The sequence below is a fragment of the Treponema sp. genome (assembly GCF_052169735.1).
Lineage (GTDB): Bacteria > Spirochaetota > Spirochaetia > Treponematales > Treponemataceae > Treponema.
In genome coordinates, this window is sequence record NZ_JBQNBW010000089.1 from 1 (window position 1) to 6,826 (window position 6,826).

Here is a 6,826-nt window from a genome sequence, read left to right on the forward strand (position 1 = left end):
AAATTTGAAACTGCGGGAACAGAATTACCAAACTGCCGTGTATCTCATCTTTGCATTGATGGGGCAGTTTGTGCAAACGGAAGTACATTGCTACAGTACCGCCACGGATGGCGGTTGTTCCACGCAGCAGCGATGTTTCGGCTCCGCCGAAACTCGTAGTCAAAACTATACACGGACGTATAGTTTTGACAGAAGAGCAGATACGGTGGTTATTACTACTGATGCTGTTTACATCTTTGAGTTTAAGCTCAGCGGCAACGGTACAGCGGATGATGCCATCGCACAGATACAAAAACAAAACTATACGGGACAGTACAAGACAGATGGAAAGAAGATTGTGCTCATCGGTGCGGGATTTGACGAAGCAACACGAACGATTAGAGACTGGAAAGTAGAACTGCTATGATAGATAAATCCTGCACCGATCCGCCATGGAGGACGGTGGATCTACGCAGTAATGAGTTTCAGTGAAGAGACGAGGACGATTCAGGATTGGAAAATCCGAGGTGTTCCTTAAAATGTAATAGTTGAGAGAATATCAATTTTCGATGACTGTTGCATTCGTGCACGGAATGCGCTATTTCAGCGGCTGAAAATAAACCTTCCGTAGTTCACGTTAAGCTATTCACAAGCCTTCTTCAGTCTGATGTCATCCGACAGCTTCAAAGCCTCAGGTTTAAAGTTTTGATCGTACCTTTTCATTGCTATATTCCTTCTCTTTTCAGCATTTTAGGCACTGTACTTTTATTATATTACTCCACTCGAAAGATTTCACAAACAGCAACAGGGATTATAGGTAATTGCAAAATACCGCTCTTTTTGGTACAGTAAAAGCTATGAAGCTCATATCGGCACCGCTCGCGAACCTCAGTCATGCAGGATTAAGGATGCTCATCCATTCTTTTGAAGATCCTGATGAATATTTTAGCGAGATGATTCATGCACCGTCACTGCTTGCGAACAGTCCCTTTGAATCATGGTATTTGCGGGCAAATCCCGTGCCTGAAAAGATGGTATGGCAGCTGACATCACCGAAAGCGGAAGCACTAGTGCAGGCAATTCCGATGGTACTGCAGCACGGCGGCATTGGGATAGACCTCAATATGGGCTGCTCAGCGCCGCCTATTGTACGGTCGGGAGCAGGTTTTGCCTGGATGCTGAAACCGCTTGAAACAACAGCAGCCGCAGTACGGGCTGCAAAGGCAGCAGTGGAGCAGTATGCCGCAGAAACCGGCAGGCGCTTCCGGCTCAGCGTAAAGATGCGGCTGGGAGCAACTGAAGACTACGCATTTTTATTACGCTTTTGCACCATGCTGATCAATGAGGGAGTAGAGCTTATCACATTGCACCCGCGCCTGCAGCGTCAAAGCTATGCACGTCCGGCATTACATAAATATACGGCAGTTCTTGCTCAGGAACTGCCCATTCCGGTATACGGTAACGGCGATATAGACTCCGTGCAGGCATTAACCGCAGCAGCAGAGCGGTACCCCTGTGCGGGATGGATGGTTGGGCGCGCAGCAGTGCGTATGCCGTGGATATTCAAACTACTCCGGCGGGCACTATCCGGTACCACCGATGCCTGCGTCCCTCACAGCACAGAGCAGACAGAAGAAGAAGTTATTAACGTGGAGCAAACAGCGTTGCTTTTTCTGCAATTCCTAAAAACGGAACAACCGCCTGAGTTTTATAAAACAAGAGCGCAAAGATTTTTTCAATTTTATTGCGACAATCTTTCATTTGCTCATTACTGTAAAACACAGCTGCTCCGGGAGTCCGAACCGGAAGCTATGGCGCGCATTCTGCGGGATTATTTTGAACAAGTTCCCACAGATCGGTTTATTCGTGCGGAGGAGTTAATACCCCGACACTCTCCATCGTAACCAAGGGTACGGAATGCAATGGAGAGGAAATTAAAGTTTTTAGTTTATTTTCCGATGTTAAATAGATAGAAGTGTGATATAGTAGGTTGAATACTTGGGGAGGATACCATGTGCACTACGGTCCGGCGAAAAATCGCGGTAGTCTTTTTTTTATTGTGTATACTAATAACAGCGCATACGGCAGAACAGGAGATTGATCCATATACCTACGGCGACCTCGTTGAAACAATTGCACGGGCAGATGCACCGCTTATTACCGGCAAGTATATCATTTTTACTGCGGCAGGTTCTGCACGGCACGCAGGGATAGCTTTTGAGCATGAAAACTTCCAATCAATTCACGCATTCCAGCGTCTCTACCGCAGCGATGAAGAAGCAGACAGTAAGCGGTCTATTCTTTTTTATATTATGCAAATTCCTGAAGAAATGAGGGAGTTACGCTACCGGCTTGTCATTAACGGGCTATGGTCTACCGATCCGCTTAATCCTGAAGAAATATTCGACTACTCTGCGGGGATGTCTCTTTCAATTTTGAAAATTCCCTACCAAAAAGAATACAAAACAGCTGTTGAAAACAACGGCAGAACCCGGTTTGTCTACCAAGGAGAATCCGGTAAGCGTATCTATCTTGCAGGCACCTTTAATAATTGGGATCCGTTTATGTATACATTAGAAGAAGTAATGCCGGGACGCTATGAATTATATCTCCCTCTCCCTAACGGCGTGTGGTATTATGCATATTTTAAAGACGGGAAACAAATCCCTGATACGACAAACCGACAACACGTGTATATGACTGATGGAAGAACTGCATCGGTAATCTCTGTTCAATAAACGCAGCTGTATGCCGTATGAAGTTTTTATTAAAGCAATCCACAGAAGCTCGCCGAGAACTTATCCTCAACGCTAACCCGATAAAAACGTTGCTTATCTTGTCCCTCCCTGCCCTTTTGATGAGCACGGTACAAGCAATGATGCCCTTTAGCGATGGGCTATTTATCAACAATCTTACGAATTATGCAGTAACCGGAGCAGTAACCTTTTCTCAGCCCATCATTTCTATGGTGCTGGGCTTGTCTCAAGGACTCAGTGTTGCAGCAATGGCGATTATCGGGCAGCTCAATGGAAAAGGGGACATTGAAGAAGGGAAAAGAGTTGCCGCTCAGATATTCCTATTTGCAGTTATTCTGGGAATCATCAGCACTCCATTCTTATTACTTATCAGCATTGCGGTTTCCAGTAGTCTGCACAGCGATATAGCGCCGTATGTCCATACCTATATTTCGTGGTATAGTCTTGTCCTCCCCTTTAGTTTTCTGGAGTCGGTATATAACGGGATTAAAAATGCAAATGGTAAACCCGAAGCAGCATTTACCCGGATGACAATCCTCTTCATTTTAAAGGTTACCGGCAACTTCATCTTCCTGTATATTCTGCGGCTTGAAATCCTCGGCTGCGTTCTTGCCTCCCTATTAGCAAATAGTGTAATCACTATCTGGATGGTATACGAATTATTTATTCATAAAAGTCCGGATCAGCTCAGCATACAGAGCTTTAAGTTTGACACTGCGATTTTAAAGCAGGTGCTTAAAGTCGGTTTTCCGGCAATGTTTAATTATTCTTTTTTATACCTCGGTTTCTTTTTGATCAATAAAGAAATTGAAAAATACGGTGCCATTGTTGTAGCTGCACAAGGAATTGCAAGCAATATCAATGCACTCTGCTTTAACCTTCCGGCAGCATTTAGTGCAGCAATCACCACAATGGTGAGTATGCACATCGGTGCAGGTCTCCCGCAAAAAGCACAACGGGACTGCTTACTCGGCTGTATTACTAGCATTATCACCGCAGTGATACTCATCGCAACGATGATTCCATTAGCGCCGTATTTAACCGTCCTGTTCAGAAGAGAGCCTGATATTATCAGCATTGCAAATAACGCGCTCAATATTTACACGTATTCTATTGTTGGATTCGGTATTTGTATGACCATCCAAGGAGCCTTTATCGGTTTAGGTAAAACAAAAATCCCCCTTATGCTCGGCATACTCCGGATTTGGCTGCTCCGTTATATCTTTGTACTCGCGACAGAGCATGTCTTACAGTATTATGCTGTGTTCTGGGGAAATCTTTTTTCAAATCTGACTACGGCGCTCATTGCAACCATACTGATTCTGCGTACACCATGGGTTTCTGCAATTTCCATTACCACCGAAAAAGCGAAGGCACAGCGGTAGATTTCTGTCATCATTTTTGTATACTCTTGTGTATCGTTGGGAATAGCCACATAGCCGCAATGATCATCATACTGCGTCTACGGAAACGGCGGCGGAAGGATAAGGCTGAGAAAGTATAATAGAAACTTTTATGTGAATAGGTATGATGACAAACAAAGAGATACTGAAAGAATTAAGCGTAATCACAAAAGACAAGGAGCATTGGAACACAGCGATTGATGATGTCGCAGCAAAACTCGGCAAACAGTATTCAGCGGATGTACAAGCAAAAGCATTGTGGCTTCTCGGTGAAATGGGATTACAGTATCCGTTATCGGTGCAGCCGTATATTGAACAAATTGCGGGCTATTTAAAAGACGGTAATCCGAAACTGCGGGAGCGCTCGGTAAACGCATTGGGACGAATAGGCAGGGCAAACAAGGATTTGATTCTTCCTTATTTTGACACAATGATGAATATGCGTTCCGACACAGCAGGAGCGGTACGGCTTGCGTTTGTGTGGGCTTGTGAAAATATCGCAACGAATGCACCGGAACTTTTTTGCGACACATTGGATTTGTTCTATGAGTTGATATCGGATAAGGGAGAGCGCGTACGAATTGAAGCGCCTGAAATGTTTCGGGTAATGGGGAAACGGCTGCCGCATTCTGTAGAACCGTACTTGGAAAAACTGGAATGGTTTGCAGAACATGATCCGCATCCTGTTGTCCGTATTCACAGCAGCGGCGCAATTCGCATAACGAAAAAAGCATTGGAGGAAAGTAAACATGCCGCAGATGAGTAAAGGTGGAAAATATATTTTCGGCTGGTCTGAGATACGGGAAGATGGAGCTATGATCTTTCCGCTACCGGCAGTGGAAGAATATAACTTACACCAAGAGCAATATATTTACATCGTTTCCGGCAGTAAGCAGACGGGCGGATTTTGTGTAATGAGCGAGCCTCTGCTTTCCCGCTCAACACTCAATCACATCTTAAAAGAAAACCCTCGTTTGGCAGATAGGACACTCAAAGAGGGTGAGTTGATTTCATATAAGGGAAGAAAATACGGCTGGCTTACCTTGAAAGATAACGGAGTTCGTCTTTCAGAATCTTTAATGCAGATGTTGGATATAAAGACGGGAGATAAACTGTTGGCAATTCGAAGCAGTGATATTGCTTTTACTATGGGTGCAAAAGGTTCATTGATACAAAAAGCGAATGAATATACTGGAGAAATAGAAGTCTTCTGATCTCTGTATATAGTGACAAAATAGAAAACTTACACAGGTAAAAAGTACAAATCAAACTTATAAAAATGAACTGAAAACCATGTAATGACAATATATTGATATTGCACGAAAAATAGGTATAATATACGTCAAAACGGAGGCTGATAGTATGGCAACCACAAATTTGAATATCAGAACGGATAAAGAAATGAAGGAGCAGGCAGAAGCTATTTTTTTTGAATTGGGGCTTACTATGACAACTGCAATCAATATGTTTTTAAGAACAACCATTAGAGAAAATGGTATCCCCTTTGCTTTAAAATTAGATATTCCCAATGCAACTACAGTGTCAGCAATAGAAGAAGGTAGAAAAATTGCTTATGATGATAGTGTAAAAGGATATTCGAATATAGATGATTTAAGAAAAGCATTGGAACTATGAAATACGAAGTAAAATTTACAACTCAATTTAAAAAAGACCTTAAACTTGCAAAAAAACAGAACAAAAACTTAGATAAGCTGTTAGAAGTTATTAATTTACTTTCAAATGGCGAAAAACTTGAAGCTAAGTATAGAGATCACGATTTATCAGGCAGCTATAAAGGAACCAGAGAGTGTCACATAGAACCGGATTGGTTGTTGGTGTATGAAATTAGAAATGATGTACTCGTACTTATGCTTTATAGACTTGGCTCACATTCAGAGCTTTTTAAGAAATAGGGAAAATTAAATTCGTCGCACAAATAAGAAATCGAATGGTTTATCTTGTCTGTTTGACATATACACGTAGTTCATATATAATAAAGATATGATAAAGAGTTTTGCGGATAAAGAAACTGAACTTATCTATGCTCAGCGATTTTCAAGACGGCTGCCTACTACAATTCAGAAAGTTGCCCTGCGTAAATTAATGATGTTAGACAATGCAAAGTGTCTGGAAGACTTAAGAGTACCTCCAAGTAATCATCTGGAACAACTTGTGGGTGACAGGAAAACTCAACATTCTATCCGCATAAATGACCAATGGCGTGTCTGTTTTACAGAAAAAGACGGACATTATTATAATGTAGAGATTGTGGATTACCACTAGGAGAAAGCTATGTCTGATTTTATAGAAACACCTACTATTGGAGAAATACTTAACGAAGAATTTCTTATTCCTCTTGGAATTTCTGCATATAAATTGGCTCAGGAAATAAATGTTCCAACTTCCCGCATTCAAGATATTCTTCATAATCGTAGGAAAATAACAGTAGATACCTCTTTACGCCTTGCAAAGTTTTTTAGTTTGTCGGATGGATATTTTATGTCTTTGCAAGACGATATTGATATAAGAAATGCAAAAATGAAACTTGCGTCTCAGCTGGAAGAAATAAAAGCTTATACATACGCGTAAAAAAGCATTGGAGGAGATTAAATATGCCGCAGATAAGTAAAGGCGGAAAATATATTTTCGGCTGGTCTGAGATACGGGAAGATGGAGCTATGATCTTTC

10 protein-coding genes are annotated in these 6,826 nt (G+C 42.1%); all 10 read left to right on the forward strand.

The genetic code is table 11. From position 1 onward, the window contains the following. A partial coding sequence (locus tag ACTTJ8_RS11005; protein ID WP_442721210.1) for a PD-(D/E)XK nuclease domain-containing protein occupies window positions 1-406 on the forward strand: 406 nt, incomplete at its 5' end. Window positions 407-836: 430 nt separating this feature from the next. Continuing rightward, window positions 837-1,883, forward strand: coding sequence for a tRNA-dihydrouridine synthase family protein (locus ACTTJ8_RS11010; RefSeq protein WP_442721211.1), 1,047 nt, complete (start codon window positions 837-839; stop codon window positions 1,881-1,883). Window positions 1,884-1,991: 108 nt separating this feature from the next. Beyond that, a complete protein-coding gene (locus tag ACTTJ8_RS11015; protein WP_442721212.1) occupies window positions 1,992-2,717 on the forward strand; it encodes a glycogen-binding domain-containing protein in 726 nt (241 codons plus the stop codon). Between the two features lie 17 nt (window positions 2,718-2,734). Further along, window positions 2,735-4,120 (forward strand): MATE family efflux transporter, encoded by a 1,386-nt coding sequence (locus tag ACTTJ8_RS11020; RefSeq protein WP_442721213.1) that lies wholly within the window; start codon window positions 2,735-2,737, stop codon window positions 4,118-4,120. A 142-nt stretch (window positions 4,121-4,262) separates the two neighbouring features. Next, entirely contained in the window at window positions 4,263-4,904 is a 642-nt protein-coding gene (locus ACTTJ8_RS11025) for a sister chromatid cohesion protein PDS5 (RefSeq protein ID WP_442721214.1), read from the forward strand. Next, window positions 4,888-5,352, forward strand: a complete 465-nt coding sequence (locus tag ACTTJ8_RS11030; protein ID WP_442721215.1) for a hypothetical protein — start codon at window positions 4,888-4,890, stop codon at window positions 5,350-5,352. The genes ACTTJ8_RS11025 and ACTTJ8_RS11030 overlap by 17 nt, the downstream gene beginning before the upstream one ends. Window positions 5,353-5,500: 148 nt before the next feature. Next, window positions 5,501-5,773, forward strand: a complete 273-nt coding sequence (locus ACTTJ8_RS11035; RefSeq protein WP_442721216.1) for a type II toxin-antitoxin system RelB/DinJ family antitoxin — start codon at window positions 5,501-5,503, stop codon at window positions 5,771-5,773. Further along, a complete protein-coding gene (locus tag ACTTJ8_RS11040; RefSeq protein WP_212565302.1) occupies window positions 5,770-6,051 on the forward strand; it encodes a type II toxin-antitoxin system YafQ family toxin in 282 nt (93 codons plus the stop codon). Before ACTTJ8_RS11035 ends, ACTTJ8_RS11040 begins: the two co-directional genes overlap by 4 nt. Window positions 6,052-6,139: 88 nt before the next feature. After that, entirely contained in the window at window positions 6,140-6,421 is a 282-nt protein-coding gene (locus tag ACTTJ8_RS11045) for a type II toxin-antitoxin system RelE/ParE family toxin (RefSeq protein ID WP_433071597.1), read from the forward strand. 9 nt (window positions 6,422-6,430) lie between these two features. Further along, complete coding sequence (locus ACTTJ8_RS11050) at window positions 6,431-6,727, forward strand: HigA family addiction module antitoxin (RefSeq protein ID WP_298681198.1); 297 nt, start codon at window positions 6,431-6,433, stop codon at window positions 6,725-6,727. The last annotated feature ends 99 nt before the right edge of the window (window positions 6,728-6,826 follow it).